This is a genomic window from Janthinobacterium sp. UMAB-56 (genome assembly GCF_900095265.1).
Taxonomy (GTDB): Bacteria; Pseudomonadota; Gammaproteobacteria; order Burkholderiales; family Burkholderiaceae_D; genus Janthinobacterium.
The window spans coordinates 94,526-118,971 of sequence record NZ_LT607653.1; the positions used below are offsets into that span (position 1 = coordinate 94,526).

Sequence of the window (24,446 nt, forward strand, 5' to 3'; positions counted from 1 at the left end):
CAAGTGGTTATTAAGTGGTATTGAATCACTTGGGCAACGGCGGCATCAATCGAGGCGCTGGAACGATGCCGATTGCGCCTTGGGCCAGTACAGGCCGAACACGGGCGGCAGCTGCGGCAGCTGGCTCGGGTCAAGTAGCTGGCCCGCTTCCAGGAAGGGCAGCAGGGCCGACGCCAGTTTCACCTGGTTCGGTGAAATGCGCCGCACCAGGTGATGCGGACGCAGTTCCTGCGGGTGCGCCAGACCGGCGGCGGCGATCAATTCGGCCAGCGCCTTCATGGTGTTCTGGTGGAAGTGCGCCACGCGGGCGATCTTGTCGGATACCACCAGCGCGCGCTGGCGCTGCGGGTCTTGCGTGGCCACGCCCGTCGGGCAGCGGTCCGTGTGGCAGCTTTGCGACTGGATGCAGCCCAGTGCGAACATGAAGCCGCGCGCCGAATTGCACCAGTCGGCACCCAGCGCCAGCAAGCGGGCGATGTCGAAGGCCGTGATGATCTTGCCCGAGCAGCCGATCTTGATCTTCGCGCGCAGGTTGGCGCCCACCAGGGTGTTATGCACGAGCACCAGCGCTTCCTGCAGCGGCGTGCCGACATGGTCGGTGAATTCCAGGGGTGCCGCTCCCGTACCCCCTTCGCTGCCGTCGACGACGATGAAGTCGGGCGTGATGCCCGTTTCCAGCATGGCTTTGACGATGGCGAAAAACTCCCACGGATGGCCGATGGCCAGCTTGAAGCCCGTCGGCTTGCCACCGGAAAGATGGCGCAGGCGGTCGATGAAATGCAGCATTTCCAGTGGCGTGGAAAAGGCGCTGTGCGCGGCCGGCGAAACGCAATCCTCGCCCACCATCACGCCGCGCGTGGTGGCGATCTCGATCGTCACTTTCGGGCCGGGCAGCATGCCACCGTGGCCCGGCTTGGCGCCCTGCGACATTTTCAGCTCGATCATTTTGACCTGCTCCGAGCTGGCGTTGGCGATGAAGCGTTCTTCCGAAAACGTGCCGTCCTGGTTGCGGCAGCCGAAGTAGCCGGAACCGATTTCCCACACCAGGTCGCCGCCGTTTTCGCGGTGATAAGGACTAATGCTGCCTTCGCCCGTGTCGTGCATGAAGCCGCCGCTGCGCGCGCCGCCGTTCAGGGCCAGGATGGCGTTCGCCGACAGCGCGCCAAAGCTCATCGCCGAGATATTGAAGACGCTGGCCGAATACGGTTTTGCGCGCGGGCAGTCCGGATGGTTGCCGATCTCGATGCGGAAATCGTGGCCCGTGACCTTGGCGGGGGCGATGGAGTGGTTGATCCATTCATAGCCCGCTGCATACACGTCGAGCTGGGTGCCGAACGGGCGCTTGTCCGTCTGCTCCTTGGCGCGCTGGTAGACGATGCTGCGCTGGTTGCGCGAGAATGGCGTCGCCTCGCTGTCGCTTTCCAGGAAATACTGGCGGATTTCGGGGCGGATGCTCTCAAAAAAGAAGCGGAAGTGCGCGAGAATGGGGTAGTTGCGGCGCAGGGCGCGCTTGGTTTGCAGCAGGTCGCTGATGCCGACCAGGGTCAGCGCACCGGCCAGCAGGGGCAGCCAGTAATGGTCATAGTAAAACAGGGACAGGACAAAGATGGCGGCCGTCGCAATGAAGGTCAGGTAGCGAAATGGTACTAGGTGCATGGGCACTCCGGTGAAGTCAGACTGATAAAGCGAGTCTACCTTCGATTCGCGCAACGTGCTGGCGGGAAAGAGCGCGGCGCCCATTGGACGCCGCGCATGATTACCGTTGTGCGGCGCGGATGCGCTCGACCCGTTCGGCGCTGGCCGGATGGCTCGACAGGTACGGCGTGCCCTGGTCCAGCTTGCCCAGGGCGACAAACACTTGCGCCAGGTGTTCCAGGGGAATGCCGTTCTGGCGCAGCATGGCGATCGCGTAGTCGTCCGCGTCGCGTTCGACATCGCGCGAATACTTCAAGTCCAGCAGCAGCGGCGGCAAGGTCGCCACCACGGTCGACACGTCGCCGAACAGCAGCGCCGCGCCGGCGCCCACGGCCGAAGTCTGGATGATGCGCCGCGTCAGGTGGCGCTGCTGCAAATGCCCGAGTTCATGCGCCAGTACGCCCATGATGGCGGCGTCGTCCGGCAGCAGTTCGATCATTTCATCGGTCAGCACGATGTCGCCGGACGGCAGGGCAAACGCGTTCGGACCGATCTTGCTCTTGCGGAAAACGATGCGGTGCACGGGCGTGCTGTCGCCGGGCGTGGCCAGGCGCGCGAACTGGCTGCGCAAGGCTTGCTGACGCGCGCCATCGAGCTGGCTAGGCGCGAAGACATGGCGGTCCAGCATATCGAGCACGCCCTGGCCCAGCTGCCGTTCGACCGACTGCGGCAAGGCATACGCGATGCCCTTGGCTGCCAGCGGCAGCAGGTATTGATAACTGAGCCACAGGGCCAGCATGGTGGCGACGGTGGCCAGCAGGGCGCCGCGCCAGCTTTGCTGCAGCCGCACCACCCAGCCGTCGCGGTGTCCCGTATCGTGCAGCAAGGCGTTGAAGGCTGCCTGGTCGGCGATCTCCAGGTAGGCGCCATCGGGAAAACTGACCTTGCGCACGGCATGGCTGCTGCGTTCTGACACATGCAGCTCGCCGAGCGGGCTACTGCGCTCGATGTCGCCGGCCAGCACGGCCTGGCCATCGCGTACGCTGAGCGTCACGTGGTACAGGCGCGAGCTCCGGCCGTCGAAATAGCGCGCGGGCACGGGCGCCGCGTCCGGCGCGTGGTGATCGGGCGTCATGTTACAGCGACAGGTCGAAGTCCAGCAGGTCGACCATGCCTTCGCCCGTGGCCGACACTTGCTGCCCCGTGGCGGCGACAAACTCGTCCAGGCTGCCATGCACCAGCATGGAGGTCGCTTCCAGTCGGTACTTCAGCCAGCGCACATGGGCGAATGGCGTAAACAGGCCCAGCGTGACGACGATGCCCAGCAGGTTGCTCAGCATGATGAAGGTGGTGCGGCCCCACGTCAGCTGCGACTGGAACTGGTGCTGCTGCAAGCGCGTATGGTTCCAGATCAGGTTCTGGATCATGGTCAGGAACAACGGCAGCACGGTGAACGCCCACAGGTACAGCGCGCCGATGGCCAGCAGCAGGCTGCCGACTTTGGTGCTGTCATTCGCATTCGCCGCAAACGAGGCGAACACGCCGCCGAAGACGACGAAAATCAGGACCAGCAGGCCGCCCAGCAGCAGCGCGAAGAACAGCAGATAGGTTTTGTAGAAGCTGCCGACCGTGGCGTCGAAACTGAAATGGGTGGCGCCGAAACGGCTTTGCGTGTGCTGGAAGCGCTTCAGGCGCTGGTGCAGGAATGGCGTCATCAGGCCGCCCGTGAAGGTATTCAGGATGGGCAGCCACAGGAAGTATTTGTAGGCTTCCTTGGCGCTGCCGCCGAAGCCGAAGCGGATGCCGCGGTAGCTGGTGTTGTACAGCTTGAATTGCAGGCTTTTCCAGACCAGCCAGGGCATGACGGCCATCATCAGTACGAGCATGACCAGGCCGACGACGGGCGAGACCTGGAAGGCGATGTTGTAGCCGCCGATCAGCACCAGGGCGGCGATGCGGCCCTTCAGGATGGCTACCGCATTGCCATGGTATTCGAAGCTGCTGCCAGCCAGGTGGGTGCTGGAATAGAAATAGCGGTTGCGGCGCACCTTGGCCCAGGCGGAGTAAATGCCCAGGGTGACAATGCTCAGCAGCAGGTTGACGATCCAGATGCGGAAGTATTCACTGCCGGTGGCGCTGAAGGTGATGGCTTCTTGCTTGGGAGTAGTGTTGTTTGCGTCGAAATCCACAGGGGGTTTCCTTACTTATTGGAAACAAAACAAGATAAGGGAATATTGAAAAGTTATCAATTGAAAATACTGTTTATCGCAATTTTTTTTGCCTGGCCGCTTGTGCTGACCCGATCCGGCCGTCCCGGCTATACTGGAACTCAACCATCGCCTAACGGGAAAACCATGATCGTCGTCCACCATCTGAACAATTCGCGCTCGCAGCGCGTGCTCTGGCTGCTTGAGGAACTGGGCCTCGACTACGAGGTCAAACGCTACCAGCGCGACCCGAAAACCATGCTGGCGCCCGCCTCGCTGAAGGCCGTGCATCCGCTGGGCAAGTCGCCCGTGATTACGGATGGCGCCCATACCATCGCCGAATCGGGCGCCATCATCGAGTACCTGGTCGAGCGCTACGGCAATGGCCGCTTGATACCGGCGGCCGGCACGCCGGAGAAGCTGCGCTGGACTTACTGGCTGCATTTCGCGGAAGGCTCGGCCATGCCGCCGCTGCTGATGAAGCTGGTGTTCGACAAGGTCGAAGCGTCGCCGATGCCTTTTTTCGTCAAACCGATCGCGCGCGGCATTGCCAGCAAGGTCAAGAGCAGCTTCATCCTGCCCAATATCAACAGTCAGCTGGCCTATATGGAAGCGGAGCTGGAGAAAACCAAATGGTTTGCCGGCAATGAATTCACGGCGGCCGATATCCAGATGAGCTTTCCGCTGGAAGCGGCAGCCATGCGTGGCGGGCTCGACGAGCGTTTGCCGAAGCTGACGGCGTTCCTGCAGCGCATCCATGCGCGGCCGGCCTACCAGCGTGCCCTGGAAAAAGGCGGGCCCTACGATTTCGCCAAATAAGCGGCATTGAAGGGCTTCGTGCGGGGAACCATACGGTAAAATGCCCGATTCAACCAGTATCGACTAACCGCATGGCCAGACTCCTCGCTATCGACGGCTTGAATATCGTACGCCGCGTCTACGAAGCCAGTCCTGAACCCGATTCCGACCTGAAGGCGGAGATTGCGCTGCGCCATGCGCTGTCGTCGTTCCGCACGCTCATCAACGACCACGAGCCGACGCATATCCTGCCGGCCTTCGACTTCGGCGGCCCCACCTGGCGCCACGCGCTGTACGCCGGTTATCGCGAAGGGCGCCAGCCCATGCCGCAGGTGCTGCGCGACGCCTTGCCCGGCTTCTATGCCACCCTGGCCAGCTTCGGCATGCACGTGGTCAGCATTCCCGAGGTCGAGGCCGACGACGTGATCGGCACGGCCGTCATGCGCTGGCTGCACGAGGGGCGCGGCGCGGCCGTCATCGCCACCACCGACAAGGATTTGCATGGACTGATCGCCCATGGCGCGCTGGTGTGGGACCATTTCAAGGGTGTCTGGCACGATCACGCCTGGGTCGAGAAAAAGTTCGGCGTGCCGCCGGAACTGCTGCCCGATCTGCTGGCGCTGATGGGCGACGTCACCGACAGCATCCCCGGCGTGTCGAAGATCGGCCTGAAGACGGGCGCGAAACTGTTGCGCGCCTACGGCAATATCGACGCCGTGATGGCCGGCGCGGGCATTTTACCGGGTGCGCTGGGCGAAAGCCTGCGAAGAGAGCGGGAAATACTGTATCTTTCAAGAAAGTTAGTGGAACTCAAGACGGACGTGACTTTAGGCGTGACCTGGAACAAGCTCGTATGGGAAAAGTAAGGCGCAACGCAAGACAAGAACAATCAAGCAAGGGAAGTAATCATGATGTTAAAGACAGTCCTGATCGATAGCAGCGCCGTGGCGCGCGGCCTGCTGAACACGGTCCTGACCGATGGCGGCTACGATGTCTGCGGGCAGACGCATACCAGCACGCTGGGGCTGGCGCTGCTGGTCAAGCACCACCCGCATTTCGTGTGCATCGCGCGCGAACAGGTGGAAGACGGGACCAATGTGGTGCAAACCATCCGCGCCCAGTATCCGAAGACGCTCATCTTCATGGTCTCTGGCGGCATCGACGCCGCCTCGCTGCAGGCGGCCCACGCGATGGGCGTGTCGGGCTTCATCGTGAAACCCTTCATGGCCGACACGGTGCTGAAAACCGTGCGCAATACGGTCATTGCCATGGTGCGCAAGCAGCAGGCACTCGCCGCCGCGCAGGGCAAGACTTAGGCGCCGGCCAGGCCCGTCGCGCTGGCGATAATCCCGCCACCCAGACACACATCGCCGTCATACAGCACGGCCGACTGGCCGGGCGTGACGGCCCATTGCGCCTGGTCAAACGCCAGGCAGAAGTGTGCATCGCCATCGGGCAGCAGCTGGCAAGCCACGTCGGCCTGGCGGTAGCGCGTCTTGGCGGACAGGGCGCCCGCTTGCGGCGCAGTACCGGCGACCCAGCTGGCCTGGTCGGCCGTCAAGGCGGGCGAGAGCAGCCACGGGTGGTCATGGCCCTGCACCACCCACAGGGTATTGTTGGCGATATCCTTGCGCGCCACATACCAGGCGTCGCTGCTGCCGTCGGCGTTCTGGTAGGACTTCACGCCGCCGATGCCGATGCCCTTGCGCTGGCCCAGGGTGTAAAAACTCAGTCCCACGTGTTCGCCTACCGTCTTGCCATCGGCCGTTTTCATGGGCCCCGGCTTGTAGGACAGGTAGCGGTTCAAAAATTCGCGGAACGGGCGTTCGCCAATGAAGCAGATGCCCGTCGAGTCTTTCTTTTGCGCGTTTGGCAGGGCCAGCTGCTCGGCGATCTTGCGCACTTGCGTCTTCGGGATTTCGCCGAGCGGAAACAGGGTTTTCGACAATTGCGCCTGATTTAAACGGTGCAGGAAGTAGCTTTGGTCCTTGCTGGCATCGACGGCTTTGAGCAATTCATAACGACCCGCATCGGTGGGTGCCTGGCGCACGCGCGCGTAATGGCCGGTGGCGATCAGGTCGGCGCCCAGGGTCATGGCGTGGTCAAGAAATGCCTTGAACTTGATTTCGGCGTTGCACAGCACGTCCGGGTTCGGCGTGCGGCCGGCCTGGTATTCGCGCAAAAAATCGGCGAACACGCGGTCCTTGTATTCGGAGGCGAAATTGACGGCTTCGATATCAACGCCGATAACGTCGGCCACGCTGGCCGCGTCGATCCAGTCCTGGCGCGTGGAGCAGTATTCCGAATCGTCGTCATCTTCCCAGTTTTTCATGAACAGGCCGATGACTTCATAGCCTTGTTCCTTCAGCATCCATGCCGCGACCGAGGAATCGACCCCGCCCGACATGCCGATAACGACTTTCTTCTTGCTCATCTTGCTTTCCAGTGTACTTTAGATAATATTGCTATGCGCTATTAAAAACCGACGCATGCGTGTGCAGCAGGGCCAGCGGCGCGCGCCGGCCAGCCAGGTATTCGTCCACGCATTGCAGCACCAGCGGACTGCGGTGGCGCTCCTGGCATGCCGCCAGCTCGTCGCGCGTCATCCACAGGGTGCGGATGATGCCTTCGTCCAGCGGGCGGTCATGCTCGGCGCCGGCCGTGCCGCAAAAGGTGAAGCGCAAATAGGTCACGTCCTCGCCCGTGCGCAATGACTGATAGCGCGACATATACATGCCGACCAATGCCGTGGGGATGAAATCGTAGGCCGCTTCTTCCAGCGTTTCGCGGATCACCGCCTGCTCCAGCGACTCGAACGGGTCGAGATGACCGGCGGGTTGGTTGAGCTTGATGCCTTCGCTGGTCTCTTCTTCAATCAGTAAAAACAGGCCGTCGCGCTCGACGATGGCAGCAACGGTGACAGAGGGTTTCCAGATTCTCGGCATGATTCCATCCTTGAAAGAGCCGACATTTTATCTTGTTCTGCGCGCGCGGTTTGAACCCGGCCTTCTGTTGCGCGGAGATATTGATAAATGACAACGTTTTAGCAAATAGCGGTGGGGATACTTACGTCTTTCCCGGGGAGCGCACTAGCATGGGGGCTGAGGCGGCAAGATGGCAGGAAGCGCCCGCTAATATAGGCTTTCCCTGTGGTCAAAACAAGCGCGCAGTTTTGCCAGACTGTGGTGAAATTGACACACCTTTCCCACAATATGGGCGCCGCGCCGCATCGTGAAACGAATCGTGGGATGCTGAGGCAATTAGTGTCGTACGACTAAAAGTTGCTGGATCACAAACGTTTAACGCGCTGCTTTCCGTGTTAGATTCTAGTCAGTTTATCAATTAGCGGAGGCATCATGAGGATAGGCATACCGGCCGAAACACGGCCTGGTGAAACGCGGGTGGCAGCGACGCCCGAGACAGTCAAGAAGCTGGCAGCCAAGCATCAGATCGTCGTGCAGTCGGGCGCGGGCTTGCAAGCCTCGATTCCCGACGACGCGTATGCGGCCGCCGGTGCACAGATCGGTACCGCCCAGGAAGCCTATGGCTGCGCCATCGTGCTCAAGGTGCGCGCGCCCGATGCCGGGGAACGGGCCCTGATGGCCGACGGCACGGTGCTGATCGGCATGTTGAATCCGTTTGACGCGGATAATATCGCCGCCATGGCCTCGGCCGGCCTGTCCGCCTTCGCGCTGGAAGCCGTGCCGCGCATCACGCGCGCACAGTCGATGGACGTGCTGTCGTCGCAAGCGAACATCGCCGGTTACAAGGCCGTGCTGGTGGCGGCCAATACCTACCAGCGTTTCATGCCCATGCTGATGACGGCGGCCGGCACCGTCAAGGCGGCCCGCGTGCTGATCATGGGTGTGGGCGTGGCAGGTTTGCAGGCGATCGCCACGGCCAAGCGCCTGGGCGCCGTCATCGAGGCGTCCGACGTGCGCCCGCCCGTCAAGGAACAAGTGGAGTCCTTGGGCGCCAAATTCCTCGATGTGCCATTTCTCACCGAGGAAGAAAAGGAAATCGCCAAGGGCGCGGGCGGCTATGCGCGCGCCATGCCGGCCGACTGGATGCGCCGCCAGGCCGAACTGGTGCATGAACGGGCAAAACTGGCCGACATCATCATCACCACGGCACTGATTCCCGGCCGCGCCGCGCCCGTGCTGATCTCCGAAGAGACGGTGAAAGCCATGAAGCCGGGCTCCGTCATCGTCGACCTGGCCGTGGAGCAGGGCGGCAACTGCCCGCTCTCGGAACTGGGCAAGACAGTGCTCAAGCACGGCGTCTATATCGTGGGCGAGCCGAACCTGGCGACCCTGGTGGCGGCCGATGCCTCGGCCCTGTATGCGCGCAACGTGCTGGACTTTTTAAAGCTCATCATCGACAAGGACGATCAATTGCTGATCGACCGCGAGGATGAAATCATCAAGGCCAGCCTGGTGTGTGCAGGCAGTGAAATCTTACGTAAATAATGCGGTGCCGGAGAGAACAACATCATGGAAATCAGTCACACCATCATTAACCTGATCATCTTCGTGCTGGCCATTTATGTCGGCTACCACGTCGTCTGGACCGTCACGCCGGCGCTGCATACGCCGCTGATGGCCGTCACCAATGCCATTTCCGCCATCATCATCGTCGGCGCCATGCTGGCTGCCGGCCTGACGCAAGGCCCGCTGGCGCAGGCGGCCGGCACCCTGGCCGTGGCCCTGGCCGCCGTCAACGTATTCGGCGGCTTCCTTGTCACGCAGCGCATGCTCGAGATGTTCCGCAAAAAAGAACCGAAAGCCAAGCAAGGAGCAAAAGAATGAGTCACGCCATGAGCTTCGTCACCATGAATCTGGTGACGATGATGTACCTGATTGCCTCGGTGTGCTTCATCCAGGCCTTGAAAGGGCTGTCGTCGCCCTCGACGGCACGCCGCGGCAATGCCTTTGGCATGAGCGGCATGGCCATTGCCGCCGTGACCACCGTGGCGCTGATCCTGAAACTGAAGGAGCAGCAAACGGGCGGCATGGGCCTGACCCTCGTCATCATCGGCATCGTCACGGGCGGCGCCATCGGCGCCTACCTGGCAAAAACCGTGGAAATGACGAAGATGCCGGAACTGGTGGCGGCCATGCACTCGCTGATCGGCCTGGCGGCCGTGTGCATCGCCGTGGCGGCCGTATCCGAGCCATGGGCCTTCAATATCGCCCAGCAAGGCCAGGCGCTGCCCATCGGTAACCGCTTCGAGCTGTTCATCGGCACCTTTGTCGGCGCCATCACGTTCTCCGGTTCGGTGATCGCCTTCGGCAAGCTGTCGGGCAAATACAAGTTCCGCCTGTTCCAGGGCGCGCCCGTCAGCTTCAAGGGCCAGCACATGCTCAACCTGGTGCTGGCGCTGGTGATGATCGCGCTGGGCCTGGTGTTCTGCTTCGCCGACGGCGTGGAGCCTGCCTGGACGCCGTTCATCGTCATGACCGTCATCGCCTTTGCGCTGGGCGTGCTGATCATCATTCCCATCGGCGGCGCCGACATGCCGGTGGTGGTGTCCATGCTCAACAGTTACTCTGGCTGGGCAGCGGCAGGTATCGGTTTTTCGCTGAATAACTCGATGCTGATCATCGCCGGCTCGCTCGTGGGGTCCTCGGGCGCGATCCTCTCGTACATCATGTGCAAGGCCATGAACCGTTCGTTCTTCAACGTCATCCTCGGCGGCTTCGGCGGCGATGCACCGGCCGCCGGCGTGGCGGGCGCGCAGGAACAGCGTCCCGTAAAATCGGGTTCTGCCGACGACGCCGCCTTCATCATGGGCAATGCGGAAACCGTCATCATCGTGCCCGGCTACGGCCTGGCCGTGGCGCGTGCACAGCACTCGCTCAAGGAACTGGTGGAAAAGCTCACGCACAAGGGCATTACCGTCAAGTATGCAATCCACCCGGTGGCGGGGCGCATGCCGGGCCACATGAACGTGCTGCTGGCCGAGGCGGAAGTGCCCTATGACCAGGTCTTCGAGATGGAAGACATCAACGGCGAATTCGGCCAGACGGACGTCGTGCTGGTGCTGGGCGCGAACGACGTGGTCAATCCGGCGGCGAAAGACCCGAAATCGCCGATCGCCGGCATGCCGATCCTGGAAGCCTATAAAGCCAAGAGCATCATCGTCAACAAGCGCTCGATGGCCTCCGGCTATGCTGGCCTCGACAACGATCTGTTCTACCAGCCAAATACGATGATGGTGTTTGGTGACGCCAAGAAGGTGATCGAGGATATGTTGAAAGCCATCGAATAAACGCTGCTTGCTCCTGCCGGACGGCCCGCCTTGCGCGGGCCGTTTTTATTCTGCCGCCACCACCTGGTTGCGCCCCTGGTGCTTGGCGACATACAGGGCCTTGTCGGCATCCGACATGGCCGCGTCCAGGCTGGCGCCGGCGATCAACGGGGCCACGCCGATGCTGATGGTGACGTGCAGCGGGCTGCCATCGGGCAAGGGGGTGATGGCGGCGGCCACCGCTGCGCGGATGCGCTCGGCCACCTGGTGTGCCTGCTGCAAGGTCGCGTCCGGGAAGAGCAGGCCGAATTCCTCGCCACCGAGGCGCGCCGCCACGTCGGTGATGCGTCCCGTGTCGCGCAGCGCCTGCGCCACCGTGCGCAGCACGGCGTCGCCCACGGCATGGCCATAGCGGTCGTTGATCTTTTTAAAGTGGTCGAGGTCGGCCACGCCCACGCTCAGGGCGGCGCCGCTGCGCGCCGCGCGTGCCATCGCCTGCGCGGCCTGCGCCTCATAGGCGCGCCGGTTGGGCAGCGACGTCAGCGCATCGTGCAGCGCCTGCTGTTCCAGCTGCGCCAGCAGGCTGGCGTTTTTTGCCGCTAGTTCGCGCCGTTCGCGCACGTCGAGCAAAAAGGCGCCGAAATAACGCATGCCGTCGACCACGCCCAGGTCCAGCGCCTTCATTTCGATGGGGATCATTTGCGTGTCGCGGTGGCGGATGGCGAATTCGCGTATCTTGCCCAGCACGCTGGAGGTGCGCGAGCTGCGGATGTAATCGATCACGTGCTTGTCATGCTGCGCGCCGACGGCGTCGGGCAGCAGGCCGTTCAGTGTCTGGCCCAGCAATTCTCCGCTGGCATAGCCCGACAGCGCCTGCATGGCGCCATTGATATAGCGGATGCGGCACTGCTCGTCGATGATGATGATGGCGTCGAGGGCGTCTTCCAGCAGGCGGGAAAAGAGTACTTCGGGTAGGGCGGCAGGCGGTGCTGCGTGCAATGCATCTGTCATGGAACGGTCGCCAAAAACCAGGTGACAGCCATTGTCGCATCCGCGGGCCGTTTACTCCATGCCGGATCGGTTCGCTGTTTCTTTTTCGCTCGTTCCTTGATGACTGAGGCTCAGCGGCGGCCGTACATCATCAGGGTGGCCAGGCTTTTGCGTGCCGGGCTGAAGGCGTCCAGCAGGCCCAGCGACACGCCCAGCAAGCCTTGCGTGGGCGCGCTGCCCGTGAAGATGCGCGCCATGGTGTCGGTGACGCGCACGGTCAGAGCCCGGTCGGCCTGGCGCAGGCTGGCATAGCGTTCCAGCGCTGCGGGGCTGCTGTCCTGCGCCAGCACGCGGGCCAGCACGGCGGCGTCGCGCAAGCCCAGGTTCAGCCCCTGTCCCGCCACCGGGTGCAGGGTTTGCGCCGCATTGCCGATGGCGACCGTGCGTGCCGTGCCGCCCGCCTGCGCGTTCAGGCCCAGCGGATAGGCCAGGCGCGTCGTCGTGTGGCTAAAGCGTCCCAGGCGGCTGCCGAAGGCGGCGCCCAGGCGCGCCAGGAAGGCAGCGTCGTCCAGCGCCAGCAATTGTTCGGCCCGCGTGGGGGGCACGCACCACACCAGCGCGTAGCCGTCGTCCTGCGGCAGCAGGGCCAGCGGGCCTTCGTCGGTGAAGCGCTCGTAGGCGCGATGGGCGATGGGACTGCTTGCGCGCACATGGGCGATGATGGCGCTTTGGCCATAATCGCGGCTGACGGCGCGCTCCTGCTGTTGGCCGAACAGGCCGCCCTCGGCTTGCACCAGCAGGCTGGCGCGCAAGCTCGACGCGGCACCGGCCTGTTCGAGCTGCACGTTGACGCCATCGGCATCCTCCGCACTGCCAGTGACCAGGGCCGGGCGCAGGCTGGCCACGCCCAGGCGCTCGCACACGTCGGCCAGCGCGCTGACGACGGCGCCGTAGCGCGCCACATAACCGAGCGCCTCGACGCCATGCTCGCTGCGGTCCATCAGGCTGCGTCCGAACCGGCCGCGGCGCGAGACGTGAATCTGGTGAATTGGGGTCGCTGCCACGGGCCAGGCGCCCGCCTCTTCGAGAATCTGGCGGCTGCCGTGCGACAGGGCGATGGTGCGCGGGTCGCGCCGGGCATGCTCGATGGATTTGGCATCGAGCAAGGCGATGCCGGCGGCGCGTGCGCCCCGCTGCACCAGCAGGGCGGCCAGCGCCATGCCGACGGGGCCGGCGCCGCAGATGGCGAGATCGAAAGTGGACGGTGTATGCATGCGGCGGCGTTAATCCTGTGACATCAGTTGTTCGATTTCAGCGACGCTTTTGGGCGCCGTGCTGAAGACTTCATGGCCTTGCGGCGTGACCAGCACATCGTCTTCGATGCGGATGCCGGTATGCCAGAACTGCTCCGGCACGCCCGCGCCCGGGCGCACATAGATGCCCGGTTCCACCGTCAGCACCATGCCCGCTTCGAGCGCGCGCCACGGCTTGCCGGGCGCGCCCGTGTCGCGGTAGGCGCCCACGTCGTGCACGTCCATGCCCAGCCAGTGGCTGGTGCCGTGCATGTAGAAGGGCATATACGCCTTGTCGGCGATGACGTCCTGCACGCTGCCGTTTTTTTGCCGCTCCAGCAGTTTCAAATCCAGCATGCCCTGCGCCAGTACCTGCACGGCCGCCTCGTGGATGGCACTGTGCGGCAAGCCGGGGCGCACCATGTCCAGCGCCGCCTGTTGCGCCGCCAGCACCAGTTCATACAGCGCCCGCTGCGGGCCGCTGAAACGCCCGTTGACGGGCCAGGTGCGCGTGATGTCGGAGGCGTAGCCATCGAGTTCGCAGCCGGCGTCGATCAGCACCAGTTGGCCGTCTTGCAGGACGGCGTTGTTGGCGCTGTAATGCAGGATGCAGGCCTTGTCGCCGCCGGCCACGATGGAGGAGTACGCGGGAAACTGCGCGCCGCTGCGCCGGAATTCGTACAGCAGTTCCGCTTCCAGCGCGTATTCGTGCATGCCGGGCTGCGTGGCGCGCATGGCGCGCACGTGGGCGGCGCTGGAAATGGCGGCCGCGCGGCGCATCAGGCCTTGTTCCTGCGGGTCTTTCAGCAGGCGCATGGTGTCGAGCATGCCGGCTATGTCATGCGCGATGGCGGGGGCCGTGACGCCGCTGCGGGCCTTTTGCCGCACGTTGTGCCGCCAGACCTTGACCTGCGCATCGAGGCTGCCGCCCAGTGCATAGTAAATGGCGGGGGCATCGGCCAGCAGGCGCGTCATTTCCACGTCAAGTTCTTCAATGGGGAAGGCGCTGTCAAAGCCGAAGCTGGCGCGCGCCGCCTCGGGGCCGTGGCGGAAACCGTCCCAGATTTCGCGCTCCGTGTTCTTGGCGCGGCAAAACAGGATGGCGCGCGCGGGCGCCGTGGCACTGGCGGCCACGAGGGCCACGGCGCTGTCGGGTTCCGTGAAACCGCTGAGGTAGTAAAAATAGCTGTCGTGGCGATACGGATAATCGCAATCGCTGTTGCGTGGCACTTCGGGCGCCGTGGCGAGGATGGCCACGCTGCCCGGCAGCATCTGCGCCAGCAGCGCCGCACGCCGTGCCGCGTAATTGGCCATCATGTTGCGCTGGCCTTGGCCGCTACGCCATTGAGCGCGTCGAGCTGCATGGGTGTGCCCACATTCGTCCATTCGCCCGGATAGATTTCGCCACCGACGCGGCCCTGGTCCGCATACTGGCGCAGCAAATCGCCCAGTTTGGCGTGGCTGCCGGGCGCGATGCCGTCGAACATTTCAGGGCGGTACACGCCGATATTGGCGAAGGTCCATTTGGTTTCGTCGGTATTGTTGATGGCGAACAAGGTCAGGCCGAAGTCGCCCTTGGGGTGGAAGTCGGGATTGGGCACCAGATAAGTCCAGGCGATGTCGCGCTGGTCGGCCGGATACGGCGTGCCCAGCACATCCTTGTCGGCCAGTACGTCGAGCACCTGCTTGAAATCAAAGTAGGGGCAATAGATGTCGCCGGAAATGGCCAGGAACGGTTCCTCGCCCAGCAAGTGGCGCGCCTGGGCGATGCCGCCCGCCGTTTCCAGCGGCGTGCTTTCTGGCGAGTACGCGATGCGCGCGCCATACGCGCTGCCATCGCCCAGGGTTTCCTCGATCAGATGGCCCAGGTGGGAATGGTTGATGACGATGTCCGTGATGCCGGCGCGCACCAGATTCAGCACATGCCAGACGATCAGCGGACGGCCGCGCACTTTCAGCAGCGGTTTGGGACAGGTATCGGTAAGCGGACGCATCCGTTCACCACGGCCTGCGGCAAAGATCATGGCTTTCATGGTGGAACTCGTTTTCTGTGCAATAAGTGAAAGGTGGGGCCGGGGCCCCACAGCGGACGGATCAGGTGCGCTGATTAAAAAGTGTAGCCGACTTGCGGCGTTTTATTTTCCAGCGCATCGAGCAGACGCACCAGCGGCTTGAGTTCCGTATAGCGGTTGGCTGTCTTGCGCACATAGTCGAGCACGGTTGGCAGGTCGCCCATGTACAGATCTTTGCCGTCGCGGTAATTCAGGCGCGCGAACAGGCCGAGAATTTTCAGGTGGCGCTGCAGGGCCGTGAATTCGAAGTCGCGGTAGAAGGCGTCGATGTCGGGATTGACTGGCAAGCCCAGCTGCTTGGCGCGCTGCCAGTAGCGGATCACCCAGTCGAGCACCAGTTCTTCATCCCATTGTATATACGCGTCGCGCAGCAGCGAGGCGATGTCGTAGGTGACGGGACCGAAGACGGCGTCCTGGAAGTCGAGGATGCCGGGATTGGGGATGGAACCATCGTTGATGTGCATCAAATTGCGCGAATGATAATCGCGGTGCATGAATACTTGTTGCTGCGACAAGATGTTCGCCGTGATGGCTTCGAAGACCTTGTCCAGCTGGGTTTGTTGCACATCCGTCAAGCTGGCGCCCAGGTGCTTGCCAATAAACCATTCCGGGAACAGATTCATTTCGCGCAGGATGAAGGCGCGGTCGAATTCGGGCAAGACGTCGGGTTGGCTGGCCAGCTGGATTTTCATCAGCGACTCGAGCGCTTCGGCGTACAGCACGCTGGCATTGTCGTGATTCAGGGCATCGAGGTAGGTGGTCGTGCCCAGGTCGGAGAGTAGCAGGAAGCCGTTGTCCAGGTCTTGCGCGATGATCTCGGGCACGGACACGCCGGCGCCTTTCAGCAAGCCTGCCACCTTGACAAAGGCGGGCACGTTTTCGCGCTCGGGCGGCGCATCCATGGCGATCAGTGTCTTTCCTGGCAAGGTTGTATTGCCAGGCAGCACATCGAGACGGTAGTAGCGGCGAAAGCTCGCATCGCTCGAAGCGCGGCGGGCGGAATCGGGCGCAACGAGGTTCAGCGGGGCCAACCAGGCTTTCAACAGGGTCAGGCGAGCGTCGGCGGAGGCCGGCGCGGCAGGGGAATTGGGGGAGAATGACATTAAGCGGCCTGTGGAATCGGGTTGATGGTGCAGATTCCCATATAATAAGGGATTCAAATCAAAAAATCGCCTGTCAATGGTGCTTGCCCCTTCCAATTCATGAGCTGGTTTTCGGCCTCCCCCCCTTCGCAGCGCTGGGCTTTCGCCATCAGCGCGCTCGTTGCCGCCACGGCGGTGCCTGTCCACGCCCAGAAAGCACCGCGTCCGGTTCATGTGGAAGATCCCGACGCGCCCACCGTCATGACGGCGAACAGCATGAACGGACGCCCGGAAAGGGAGATCAATCTCGAGCAAAATGTCGTGATTGAGCGGGGAAAAACCACAAAAATGACCGCTGATACAGCTTGTTACAAACAAGTTGAAGATGAGTTCGATGCCGAGGGCCATATCAAGATGTGGCGTTTCGGCGATTACTACACGGGTGACGTCTTGAAGCTGAACATGGAGACCGGCAAGGGTTTCCTGCTCAACCCGACGTACCGCTTCGAAGTGGGTGGCGGCCAGGGCAAGGCCGAGCGCGTCGACTTCATCAACCCCGACGAAGCCAATGTCATCGAAGGTACTTACAGTACCTGCGAAGGGCCGAATCCGGACTGGTACCTGAAATCGAGCACATTGAACCTCGATACGGGCCGCGACGTGGGCACCGGCAGCAAGACCATCATCTATTTCAAGGACGTGCCTATCCTGGGTACGCCAGGCATCTCGTTTTCGCTGTCGGGTGCGCGCCGCTCGGGCTGGCTGGCGCCCACGCCGGGCTTTGCCTCGAAGAACGGTTTCGAGCTGCTGATGCCGTATTACCTGAACATCGCGCCGAACCGCGACCTGACCCTGTTCCCGCGCTACATACAGCGGCGCGGCATCCAGCTCGGTGCGACGGGCCGCTACATGGGCGAGACGGATGCCGGCCTGTACCAGGGCGAAACGTCGTTTGAGTTCTTGCCTAACGACAAGCAGACCAAGACCAACCGCTACATGATCAAGTCCAAGCATGAGCAGGCGCTGGCCAAGGGCTGGAGTTACAGCTGGGACTTGCGCGACGCATCGGACAATAATTACCCGAACGATTTTTCGAAAACCGTCGCCACCGCCACCGAACGCCAGTTGCTGCGCGAATTGCGCACCGATTACCGCACCGAGGACTGGAGCCTGACGGCGCGCGTGCAGAATTACCAGGTACTGCAGGATCCCGATCCTTCGGTGACCGTGCCGCGCCCGTATGACCGCTTGCCGGCGGTGAACTTCCACGCTGGCAAATACGACGTATGGGGCGGCTTCGACTGGACCTTCGACGCGGAAGCGACGCGCTTCGCGCATCCGACCGAGGTACAAGGGTCGCGCCTGGTGGTCGTGCCGCAGGTGAGTTTCCCCATCGTGCGTCCTGGTTATTTCATCACGCCCAAGCTGATGCTCAATGCCAGCGCGTATCAACTGGATAATGACGCCAGGACCAAGGCGCTGCTGTTCAAGACGACCTCGTTTACGCGCGCCGTGCCTACCTTCTCGCTCGACAGCGGCCTGGTGTTTGAACGCGACACGAATCTGTTTGGCGCCAAGGGCGGCACGCAAACCCTGGAGCCGCGCCTGTTCTATGTCTACACGCCGTACCGCGACCAGTCGCAGTTTCCGAAATTCGATACGGCCGACGGCACCTTCAACCTGACGCAGATCTTCACGGAAAACCGTTTTGTCGGCAGCGACCGCATCGGCGATGCCAACCAGGTCACGGCCGCCGTCGTCTCGCGCTTTCTGCAGGCGGACGGCACGGAGCGTATGCGCCTGACCTTCGGCCAGCGTTTCTATTTTGCCGACCAGCGCGTGCAACTCAATTCAACCACGCCCGTCAACCAGTCGCGTTCGGATATCCTGCTGGCGGCAACGGGCCGCGTGTCCGAGACTTGGACCGCCGACAGCCTGGTGCAGTACAATCCCAGCGATCGCCAGTTGATAAACTACAACTACACCCTGCAATATCAGCCAGGTGCCAAGAAAGTATTGAATTTCAGCAATCGTTTCCAACGTGGGGATAATGGTTGGCGCAATGCTGAAGTGTCGACGCAATGGCCGCTGACGGACCGTTTGTATGGCGTGGGCCGTATCAGTTACTCCCTGAAGAATCGCAGCATGCTGGAAAGCCTGGTCGGCCTGGAATACAAGGGCGATTGCTGGGTGTTCCGCATGGGAGCGCAGCGTTTCGTGACGACGGCCAAGACAGTTTCGACGCCGATCTTCTTCCAGCTGGAATTGACGGGCTTGTCGAACGGCCTGGGGCTGGGCGCGAATGGCCTGGAAACTTTTACAAAAACCATCCCTGGTTACCAGACAGTGAGCCAGCCACTCCGTTAAGATAGGCACCGTTGCCGCCGCCGGTGTTTCCGGCGCTGGCACAAACCGGTTTTTTTATTCACCTGAACTCATGAGCGCTCTACACATTATGCGTAATGCCAGTATGCACCAACTCAAAATTGCAACGGTTTTGTTGTGCGCCATTTCCGGCGCCACGACCAGTAGTGTCTGGGCGCAACAGGCTGCGCCAGCTCCTGCGGCCAAGCCCGCTGCTACTGCGCCAGCACCGGTCAAGGGCTTCACGCCACCGGCTTCGAGCAGTGGCCAGACCATCGACTCCATCGCCGTCGTCGTCAATGACGAGGTGATTACGCGTAATGAAGTTGCGGCCCGCATCAAGAGCGTGGAGCAGCGCATGAAGGCGCAGAACGTGCCCTTGCCCGATCCTGCCGACCTGCGTCGTCAGTTGCTGGAGCGCATGATTGTGGAGCGCGCACAAATGCAGCTGGCCAAGGAAATGGGCGTGCGCGTGGATGACCTGACGCTGGACCGCGCGATTGGCCGTATCGCTGAACAGCAAAAAATGACGGTGCAAGAACTGCGTAACCAGATGGAAAAAGAAGGCACGCCGTTTGCGACCTTCCGCGAAGAAATCCGCGATGAAATCATCATGCAGCGCCTGCGCGAGCATGAGGTCGACGCCAAGATCCAGATTTCCGATTCCGAAGTGGATAACTTCCTGGAAGCGGAAAAAGCGGCTGCCAGCGAACAGGTGGAGCTGAACCTGGCGCAAATTCTCGTGCGTATTCCGGAAAATTCCAGTCCCGAACAGATCGCCGCGCGCCGCGCACGCGCCGAAGAAGTCAGCCGCCAGCTGCGCACGGGCGCCGATTTCGCCAAGATGGCCGCCACCTATTCCGACGCCAGCGATGCGCTGAGCGGCGGCGATATCGGCTGGCGCAATAGCGACCGCGTGCCGCCCCTGTTCACGGAACAGTTGCTGAAACTGAAACCGGGCCAGATCACCCCTATCATCAAGAGCAACACCGGTTTCCACATCCTCAAACTGGTGGACCGCCGCAGCGCGGCTGAGGCGCAAGCCGTCGCTGCCGTGCAGCAGACGCATGCCCGCCATATCTTGCTGAAAATAACGCCGACCCTGTCGGCTGCCGAAGCCAAGCGCAAATTGCTGGAATTGAAAGAGCGTCTCGATAACAAGGCCGCCAAGTTCGAAGACCTGGCCCGCTTGTTCTCGAACGACGGTTCGGCGGCCAAGGGCGGCGACCTGGGCTGGCTGTATCCAGGCGACACCGTGCCGGAATTCGAAACGGCGATGAATGCGCTGAAACCGGGCGAAGTGAGCCAGCCGATCGAATCGAGCTTTGGCTTTCACCTGATCGAAGTGCTGGAGCGCAAGAGCGACGACGTCTCGAAAGAGAAAAAGCGCGCCGCCGCACGCAACGCCTTGCGCGAACGCAAGCTGGAAGAAGCGACTGAAAACTGGGCGCGCGAAGTACGCGACCGTGCTTACGTCGAATTCCGCGCGGACGACCAGTAATGCTGCTGATTCATTGCGCATGAGTAACTTGCCCCTTGCAGGCCGCCCGGCCATCGCCATCACTTGTGGCGAACCGGCCGGTGTCGGCCCGGAAATTTCGATCCGCGCCGCCTGGGCCATGCGGCATGAGGTCACAGTCATCCTGCTGGGTGACGCCGCCTTCCTGGCACTGACGGCCAGCCTGATCGATCCGGACATCCGCCTGGCGGCGCTGTCGCTGCAAGCCGTGCGCAACAGCGGCCTGCCCCAGTTCGGACCCGGTCGCCTGGCCGTGATCGACATTCCGACCGTGAACAATGTCATCCCTGGCGTGCTGGACAAGGAAAATGCCCGTTCCGTGCTGGCGACCCTGGACGCGGCCGTGGAAGGCATCGAAGCCGGCTGGTTTGGCGCCATGGTCACGGCACCCTTGCAAAAGAGCACGATCAACGACGCAGGCGTGGCTTTTTCCGGGCATACGGAATACCTGGCAGAAAAAACCGGCACGCCGCAGGTGGTGATGATGCTGGCCGGCGAACCGGGACATGGCGAACCGACCCTGCGCGTGGCACTGGCCACCACGCATCTGCCATTGAAGGACGTGTCCGCTGCCATCACCATGGACAGCCTGGCCGTCACCCTGGATATTCTCCAGCGAGATTTGCAACAGAAATTCGGCATCGCCGCGCCGCGCATCCTCGTGACTGGCCTGAACCCGCACGCGGGCGAGGGCGGCTACCTGGGACGCGAGGAAATCGATGTCATCGCCCCGGCGATTGCGGCGGCGCAAGCGCGCGGCATCGATGCGCGCGGCCCGTACCCAGCCGACACCTTGTTCCAGCACAAGTATCTGGCCGATGCCGACTGCGTGCTGGCGATGTACCACGACCAGGGCTTGCCCGTGCTGAAATACGCGACCTTCGGGCGCGGCATCAATATCACCCTGGGCTTGCCGCTGATCCGCACCTCGGTCGACCACGGCACGGCGCTGGACCTGGCCGCGCAAGGGCTGGGCCTGGCCGATTGCCACAGCATGGAGCAGGCGCTGCAAACGGCGCTCGGCATGCTGCGCGCCAGCACGCGCGCCTGATACCCACCGGTTTTACCCCGCTACACCGCCCCTAGAATAGAAAAACAGAATATGAAACACGTTGCCCGCAAACGCTTTGGCCAGAACTTCCTGCATGACCGCTTCGTCCTGGACGACATCACGGCCGCCATCGCGCCGCAGGCGGACGATGCCATGGTCGAGATCGGCCCCGGCCTGGGCGCCATGACGGAGCAGTTGCTGCGCCACCTGAAGCAGATGCATGTGGTTGAACTGGATCGCGACCTGATCGTGCGCCTGGAAAAGACCTTCAACCCTGCCAAGCTGACGATACACTCGGGCGACGCGCTGAAATTCGATTTTGCGCAAATTCCCGTGCCGGCCGGCCAGAAGCTGCGCATCGTGGGCAACTTGCCGTACAACATTTCCAGCCCGCTGCTGTTCCACCTGGCAGACTTCGCGCCGTTGGTGAAAGACCAGCATTTCATGCTGCAAAAGGAAGTCGTCGAGCGCATGGTGGCCGAACCGGGCAGCAAGGCGTATGGCCGCCTGTCCGTGATGCTGCAATGGCGCTATACCATGTCGCTGCTGTTCATCGTGCCGCCGACGGCCTTCGATCCGCCGCCGAAAGTGGAATCGGCCATCGTGCGCATGATCCCCGTGGCCGAGCGCCTGGCGTGCGACCAGGCGACCCTGGAAGCGGTGGTCATGAAAGCCTTCTCGCAGCGCCGCAAGGTGATCCGCAACTGCCTGGCAGGGATGTTTACGGAAGAGCAGATCAAGGCGGCCGGCATCGACCCGACCAAGCGGCCGGAAACCGTGGGGCTGGAGCAATACGTGGCGCTGGCGAATCTGCTCAAAGCACCGCAGTAATCGCAAGGGCTGGGGGCAGACCCTCTCCACCAGCAGCGTCTGAGCAGGCGTCGACGCGAACGGGGGGCTGACCCCCGCATTGCTGGTTTGACTTAAAACCACTGGTCGACCTGCTGCAGATCCTGCCTCAGGGCGGAAAAGCAGTCGTCCACATGGTGGTTGCGGCTGATTTCATTGCGCCGCATCAGGGCGATCTTGCGCTTGCAGGTGGGCTGGCGCAGGGGCGCCACGTGCAGGTCTTCGTCGTTGAGGAAAGTCGTGTACAGGCTGGGCATGATGCCCACGGCGATGCCGGCGCGCACCACGCCATACAGCGACTCGCTGTGTATCATCTGGTACAGGCTCGACGGGCTCAAGCCATGCTGGCGCAGTGCGCTGGAAGCAAATTCCCAGATGCTGCCCTTGGTAAACACGACGATTTCCTGCCCCGCCAGCTGCTCCCAGCGCACTTCCTTGAGCGGCGCCAGCGCATGGCGTCCCGCCGTCACCAGCACCAACTCGTCCTCGAACAGTCCCACGCTTTCCAGCGACACGGAACCGGGCACCTCGATACCCACGCAAAAGTCCAGCTGGCCCGAATGCAGGGCGTGCAGCAAGCCATCGTTGGGCATGTCCGACAGGACGATTTCCACTTCATCGCCATGCTGCTCGCAGTAGCGCGCCACCACCACGGCCGTCATCGCCATGGCCGAGGGGATGGCGCCGATGCGGATGCGGTGCCTGCCGCTGCCGATGGCGCGCTGGATATCGGCAAAGGTATTGCTCGCCGTATTCAATAAATGCGTGGCGTAATCGAGCGCCAGCTTGCCTTCGCGTGTCAGTTCTAGCTGGTGGGTTGTGCGGTTAAACAACTTTTTTCCCAGCTGATTTTCCAGCAGCTTGATCGATGCGCTGAGGGCCGGCTGAGTCACGCACAATTCCTGTGCAGCCTTGCTGAAGCTGTTTACCCGGGCCAGGGTGGCAAACGCTTGTAAATGTCGTAAGGAAATCTTCTTGCTGAGTTCATGCATGGGCTTTGCTTATTAGAAAAAGTAATGGATTTATAAAAATAAACAAATTTTCTTATCCCGCAATTTACCATATTCTGGACTGGTCTTTACTTGCATTGAAGGCAACAATCTTCAAGAGAAGAGCCTGGAATGCGGTGCTGCTACTCGCGGCGGCGCGCCAGGCAAGGGACACATCAATAAAATAATTCCAAAAAAACTCAGGGTTTACTCTTTTAGGGCGGCGGCGATGAATAAATGGATGACTGGAACGATGATGGTGGGTGGCTTGCTGGCGGCGCAGGGCGCGGCGCAGGCGCAAAGCAGCGTGCAAGTGTATGGCTTGCTGTCGGCCGGTTTCGGCTATGTGTCGGATGAGGGTAACGGCAGCCGCACGCATGCGTTGAGCGGCACGAACCAGAATCCGCGCATCGGTTTTCGCGGCCAGGAAGACCTGGGCAACGGCACCAAGGCGATCTTCGTGCTGGAAAACGGTTTTAACGTGATGACGGGCACGGCCTCGCAAAGCGGCCGTCTGTTCGGCCGCCAGTCGTATGTGGGTTTATCCAGCAACGACAAGGGCACCCTGACCCTGGGGCGCCAGTATGAAGCCGTCAAGGACCTGCTGGGCCCGGTGGTCATCGCCAGTAACGGCGTGCACATCGGCGACAACGACAATGGCTATAACAACTTGCGCGTGCAAAACGCCGTCAAGTATGTCAGCCCGAGCATCAGCAATCTGTCGTTCACGGGCTTGTATGGCTTCAGCGAAAATCCGCAAGACGCCAACCGCAACCGCGTCTACAGCATGGGTGCAGGCTATAAAGTCGATGCCTTCAGCTGGGCCGTCGCCTATACCAAGATGGACCACCCGAATAGCCCCGATGCGCCGAATGGCGCCATCGGCAACGACTATGGCAGCTCCCTGTTGCTCTTCAACAAGAGCGCCGTCAGCGGCGCCGGCGTGAACAGCCAGGCCATCGCCGGCACGGGAGGCTTTTATAATGTGGGCAAGACCAAGTTTGGCGCGCTGTACACCAACGTGCGCTACCACTACTTGGATCAAAGCAGTCTGACCTTGCAAAACGTGGATCTGAACGTGAACCACAAGCTGACGGAAGCGTTGAACCTGGGCGCCTCGTATTTCTTTACCACCGGCAAATATGACGTGATCAACAAGACGCCGAAATGGCATCAGGTCAACTTCCAGGCCGATTACTTCCTGTCCAAGCGCACCGACGTCGCCATCACCTGGAGCTACCAGAAAGCGGCCGGTGATGCGACGTTCGCCCGCGTGTTCGGTTTTGGTGCCTCGGGCGGCAAGACGCAAAGCGTCCTGATCGTCGGCATGCGACATTATTTCTGAGTC

Annotated in this window: 22 protein-coding genes; 11 read left to right on the forward strand and 11 right to left on the reverse strand. The window is 62.0% G+C overall.

All coding sequences use genetic code 11. The features are described 5' to 3' along the window. Positions 1–45 precede the first annotated feature (45 nt). The 3 genes from K0F85_RS06340 to K0F85_RS06350 all read right to left on the reverse strand — a co-directional run bounded on the left by K0F85_RS06340 (position 46) and on the right by K0F85_RS06350 (position 3,824). A complete protein-coding gene (locus K0F85_RS06340; protein ID WP_219115102.1) occupies positions 46–1,656 on the reverse strand; it encodes an FMN-binding glutamate synthase family protein in 1,611 nt (536 codons plus the stop codon). 100 nt (positions 1,657–1,756) lie between these two features. Then, the gene (locus K0F85_RS06345) at positions 1,757–2,770 is read right to left on the reverse strand and encodes a M48 family metallopeptidase (protein WP_219115103.1); all 1,014 of its coding nucleotides are present in this window, start codon (positions 2,768–2,770) and stop codon (positions 1,757–1,759) included. 1 nt (position 2,771) lies between these two features. After that, on the reverse strand, positions 2,772–3,824 hold the full coding sequence (locus K0F85_RS06350) for a YjgN family protein (protein ID WP_219115105.1): 1,053 nt from the start codon (positions 3,822–3,824) through the stop codon (positions 2,772–2,774). Between the two features lie 165 nt (positions 3,825–3,989). Between K0F85_RS06350 and K0F85_RS06355 the strand changes: the two genes are divergently transcribed. The 3 genes from K0F85_RS06355 to K0F85_RS06365 all read left to right on the forward strand — a co-directional run bounded on the left by K0F85_RS06355 (position 3,990) and on the right by K0F85_RS06365 (position 5,956). After that, entirely contained in the window at positions 3,990–4,661 is a 672-nt protein-coding gene (locus K0F85_RS06355) for a glutathione S-transferase family protein (protein WP_219115106.1), read from the forward strand. 71 nt (positions 4,662–4,732) lie between these two features. Beyond that, on the forward strand, positions 4,733–5,506 hold the full coding sequence (locus K0F85_RS06360) for a 5'-3' exonuclease (protein ID WP_219115108.1): 774 nt from the start codon (positions 4,733–4,735) through the stop codon (positions 5,504–5,506). A 45-nt stretch (positions 5,507–5,551) separates the two neighbouring features. Next, complete coding sequence (locus K0F85_RS06365; protein WP_219115591.1) at positions 5,552–5,956, forward strand: response regulator; 405 nt, start codon at positions 5,552–5,554, stop codon at positions 5,954–5,956. Here the strand turns inward: K0F85_RS06365 and mnmA are convergent. Beyond that, positions 5,953–7,074 (reverse strand): tRNA 2-thiouridine(34) synthase MnmA, encoded by a 1,122-nt coding sequence (gene mnmA, locus K0F85_RS06370; RefSeq protein WP_219115110.1) that lies wholly within the window; start codon positions 7,072–7,074, stop codon positions 5,953–5,955. The genes K0F85_RS06365 and mnmA overlap by 4 nt on opposite strands. Before the next feature lie 31 nt (positions 7,075–7,105). Further along, positions 7,106–7,585, reverse strand: coding sequence for an NUDIX hydrolase (locus K0F85_RS06375; protein WP_010401817.1), 480 nt, complete (start codon positions 7,583–7,585; stop codon positions 7,106–7,108). 411 nt (positions 7,586–7,996) lie between these two features. Here K0F85_RS06375 and K0F85_RS06380 point away from each other — a divergent pair, with 411 nt between their 5' ends. From K0F85_RS06380 to K0F85_RS06390, 3 genes are read left to right on the forward strand one after another with little or no spacing between them, the layout of a single operon-like run. Then, positions 7,997–9,109 carry a Re/Si-specific NAD(P)(+) transhydrogenase subunit alpha gene (locus tag K0F85_RS06380; protein WP_219115112.1) on the forward strand — a complete coding sequence of 371 codons (1,113 nt, stop codon included), beginning with the start codon at positions 7,997–7,999 and terminating at the stop codon, positions 9,107–9,109. A 24-nt stretch (positions 9,110–9,133) separates the two neighbouring features. Then, positions 9,134–9,448 (forward strand): NAD(P) transhydrogenase subunit alpha, encoded by a 315-nt coding sequence (locus K0F85_RS06385; protein WP_034778841.1) that lies wholly within the window; start codon positions 9,134–9,136, stop codon positions 9,446–9,448. An 8-nt stretch (positions 9,449–9,456) separates the two neighbouring features. After that, positions 9,457–10,911 carry an NAD(P)(+) transhydrogenase (Re/Si-specific) subunit beta gene (locus K0F85_RS06390; protein ID WP_219115592.1) on the forward strand — a complete coding sequence of 485 codons (1,455 nt, stop codon included), beginning with the start codon at positions 9,457–9,459 and terminating at the stop codon, positions 10,909–10,911. Between the two features lie 45 nt (positions 10,912–10,956). Here the strand turns inward: K0F85_RS06390 and K0F85_RS06395 are convergent, their stop codons facing one another. The 5 genes from K0F85_RS06395 to K0F85_RS06415 form a co-directional block, all read right to left on the reverse strand. Continuing rightward, entirely contained in the window at positions 10,957–11,901 is a 945-nt protein-coding gene (locus K0F85_RS06395; protein WP_219115113.1) for a sensor domain-containing diguanylate cyclase, read from the reverse strand. Positions 11,902–12,011: 110 nt separating this feature from the next. After that, a complete protein-coding gene (locus K0F85_RS06400) occupies positions 12,012–13,154 on the reverse strand; it encodes a UbiH/UbiF/VisC/COQ6 family ubiquinone biosynthesis hydroxylase (protein WP_219115114.1) in 1,143 nt (380 codons plus the stop codon). 9 nt (positions 13,155–13,163) lie between these two features. Beyond that, positions 13,164–14,486 carry an aminopeptidase P N-terminal domain-containing protein gene (locus tag K0F85_RS06405; RefSeq protein ID WP_219115593.1) on the reverse strand — a complete coding sequence of 441 codons (1,323 nt, stop codon included), beginning with the start codon at positions 14,484–14,486 and terminating at the stop codon, positions 13,164–13,166. Continuing rightward, positions 14,486–15,205, reverse strand: a complete 720-nt coding sequence (gene murU, locus K0F85_RS06410) for an N-acetylmuramate alpha-1-phosphate uridylyltransferase MurU (RefSeq protein WP_219115116.1) — start codon at positions 15,203–15,205, stop codon at positions 14,486–14,488. Before murU ends, K0F85_RS06405 begins: the two co-directional genes overlap by 1 nt. A 74-nt stretch (positions 15,206–15,279) precedes the next feature. Beyond that, on the reverse strand, positions 15,280–16,347 hold the full coding sequence (locus tag K0F85_RS06415) for an aminoglycoside phosphotransferase family protein (RefSeq protein ID WP_219115118.1): 1,068 nt from the start codon (positions 16,345–16,347) through the stop codon (positions 15,280–15,282). Between the two features lie 99 nt (positions 16,348–16,446). On the opposite strand from K0F85_RS06415, the gene K0F85_RS06420 reads away from it, so the two are divergent. The 4 genes from K0F85_RS06420 to rsmA all read left to right on the forward strand — a co-directional run bounded on the left by K0F85_RS06420 (position 16,447) and on the right by rsmA (position 22,091). Further along, complete coding sequence (locus tag K0F85_RS06420) at positions 16,447–18,693, forward strand: LPS-assembly protein LptD (protein ID WP_219115120.1); 2,247 nt, start codon at positions 16,447–16,449, stop codon at positions 18,691–18,693. A 103-nt stretch (positions 18,694–18,796) separates the two neighbouring features. Continuing rightward, a complete protein-coding gene (locus K0F85_RS06425) occupies positions 18,797–20,191 on the forward strand; it encodes a peptidylprolyl isomerase (protein WP_257572576.1) in 1,395 nt (464 codons plus the stop codon). 19 nt (positions 20,192–20,210) lie between these two features. Further along, positions 20,211–21,260 (forward strand): 4-hydroxythreonine-4-phosphate dehydrogenase PdxA, encoded by a 1,050-nt coding sequence (pdxA, locus tag K0F85_RS06430; RefSeq protein WP_219115123.1) that lies wholly within the window; start codon positions 20,211–20,213, stop codon positions 21,258–21,260. A gap of 51 nt (positions 21,261–21,311) precedes the next feature. Then, complete coding sequence (gene rsmA, locus K0F85_RS06435) at positions 21,312–22,091, forward strand: 16S rRNA (adenine(1518)-N(6)/adenine(1519)-N(6))-dimethyltransferase RsmA (RefSeq protein ID WP_219115124.1); 780 nt, start codon at positions 21,312–21,314, stop codon at positions 22,089–22,091. A 92-nt stretch (positions 22,092–22,183) separates the two neighbouring features. Here the strand turns inward: rsmA and K0F85_RS06440 are convergent, their stop codons facing one another. Next, entirely contained in the window at positions 22,184–23,101 is a 918-nt protein-coding gene (locus K0F85_RS06440; protein WP_034778821.1) for a LysR family transcriptional regulator, read from the reverse strand. A gap of 226 nt (positions 23,102–23,327) precedes the next feature. Here K0F85_RS06440 and K0F85_RS06445 point away from each other — a divergent pair, with 226 nt between their 5' ends. Next, positions 23,328–24,443: a porin gene (locus tag K0F85_RS06445; RefSeq protein WP_257572577.1), complete on the forward strand. Its 1,116-nt coding sequence runs from the start codon at positions 23,328–23,330 to the stop codon at positions 24,441–24,443. The last annotated feature ends 3 nt before the right edge of the window (positions 24,444–24,446 follow it).

What these genes read in the sequence shown, in the direction of transcription:
- K0F85_RS06340 (WP_219115102.1), bottom strand. Translation starts at nt 1,656, where the DNA reads ATGCACCTAGTACCATTTCGCTACCTGACCTTCATTGCGACGGCCGCC.
- pdxA (WP_219115123.1), top strand. Translation starts at nt 20,211, where the DNA reads ATGAGTAACTTGCCCCTTGCAGGCCGCCCGGCCATCGCCATCACTTGT.
- K0F85_RS06425 (WP_257572576.1), top strand. Translation starts at nt 18,797, where the DNA reads ATGCACCAACTCAAAATTGCAACGGTTTTGTTGTGCGCCATTTCCGGC.
- K0F85_RS06360 (WP_219115108.1), top strand. Translation starts at nt 4,733, where the DNA reads ATGGCCAGACTCCTCGCTATCGACGGCTTGAATATCGTACGCCGCGTC.
- K0F85_RS06365 (WP_219115591.1), top strand. Translation starts at nt 5,552, where the DNA reads ATGTTAAAGACAGTCCTGATCGATAGCAGCGCCGTGGCGCGCGGCCTG.
- K0F85_RS06420 (WP_219115120.1), top strand. Translation starts at nt 16,447, where the DNA reads ATGAGCTGGTTTTCGGCCTCCCCCCCTTCGCAGCGCTGGGCTTTCGCC.
- K0F85_RS06405 (WP_219115593.1), bottom strand. Translation starts at nt 14,486, where the DNA reads ATGGCCAATTACGCGGCACGGCGTGCGGCGCTGCTGGCGCAGATGCTG.
- K0F85_RS06390 (WP_219115592.1), top strand. Translation starts at nt 9,457, where the DNA reads ATGAGCTTCGTCACCATGAATCTGGTGACGATGATGTACCTGATTGCC.
- K0F85_RS06380 (WP_219115112.1), top strand. Translation starts at nt 7,997, where the DNA reads ATGAGGATAGGCATACCGGCCGAAACACGGCCTGGTGAAACGCGGGTG.
- K0F85_RS06355 (WP_219115106.1), top strand. Translation starts at nt 3,990, where the DNA reads ATGATCGTCGTCCACCATCTGAACAATTCGCGCTCGCAGCGCGTGCTC.
- K0F85_RS06385 (WP_034778841.1), top strand. Translation starts at nt 9,134, where the DNA reads ATGGAAATCAGTCACACCATCATTAACCTGATCATCTTCGTGCTGGCC.
- K0F85_RS06395 (WP_219115113.1), bottom strand. Translation starts at nt 11,901, where the DNA reads ATGACAGATGCATTGCACGCAGCACCGCCTGCCGCCCTACCCGAAGTA.
- K0F85_RS06400 (WP_219115114.1), bottom strand. Translation starts at nt 13,154, where the DNA reads ATGCATACACCGTCCACTTTCGATCTCGCCATCTGCGGCGCCGGCCCC.
- K0F85_RS06375 (WP_010401817.1), bottom strand. Translation starts at nt 7,585, where the DNA reads ATGCCGAGAATCTGGAAACCCTCTGTCACCGTTGCTGCCATCGTCGAG.
- K0F85_RS06445 (WP_257572577.1), top strand. Translation starts at nt 23,328, where the DNA reads ATGAATAAATGGATGACTGGAACGATGATGGTGGGTGGCTTGCTGGCG.
- K0F85_RS06345 (WP_219115103.1), bottom strand. Translation starts at nt 2,770, where the DNA reads ATGACGCCCGATCACCACGCGCCGGACGCGGCGCCCGTGCCCGCGCGC.
- rsmA (WP_219115124.1), top strand. Translation starts at nt 21,312, where the DNA reads ATGAAACACGTTGCCCGCAAACGCTTTGGCCAGAACTTCCTGCATGAC.
- murU (WP_219115116.1), bottom strand. Translation starts at nt 15,205, where the DNA reads ATGAAAGCCATGATCTTTGCCGCAGGCCGTGGTGAACGGATGCGTCCG.
- K0F85_RS06415 (WP_219115118.1), bottom strand. Translation starts at nt 16,347, where the DNA reads ATGTCATTCTCCCCCAATTCCCCTGCCGCGCCGGCCTCCGCCGACGCT.
- mnmA (WP_219115110.1), bottom strand. Translation starts at nt 7,074, where the DNA reads ATGAGCAAGAAGAAAGTCGTTATCGGCATGTCGGGCGGGGTCGATTCC.
- K0F85_RS06440 (WP_034778821.1), bottom strand. Translation starts at nt 23,101, where the DNA reads ATGCATGAACTCAGCAAGAAGATTTCCTTACGACATTTACAAGCGTTT.